This window comes from Streptomyces sp. STR69 (assembly GCF_024519455.1).
Lineage (GTDB): Bacteria > Actinomycetota > Actinomycetes > Streptomycetales > Streptomycetaceae > Streptomyces.
Window position 1 is genome coordinate 1 of record NZ_JALJRY010000125.1, and the last position, 234, is coordinate 234.

Annotated in this window: 1 protein-coding gene; it reads left to right on the forward strand. The window is 68.8% G+C overall.

Annotation, left to right across the window (positions count from 1 at the left end; all coding sequences use genetic code 11):
* A partial coding sequence (locus tag OC490_RS49255; RefSeq protein ID WP_262064584.1) for an FGGY-family carbohydrate kinase occupies positions 1-234 on the forward strand: 234 nt, incomplete at both ends.

Here is a 234-nt window from a genome sequence, read left to right on the forward strand (position 1 = left end):
GGCTGCTCGCCCTGGACTGGCACAGCGGCAACCGCAGCGTCCTCGTCGACCACGACCTCAGCGGTGCCGTCATCGGGCTGACGCTGTCGACCCGCCCGGAGGACGTCTACCGCGCCCTGTTGGAGGCCACCGCCTTCGGTACCCGCACCATCATCGAGGCGTTCGAGACGTCCGGTGTGCCGGTGCGTGAACTGATCGTCGCGGGCGGGCTGATGAAGAACCCGCTGCTGATGC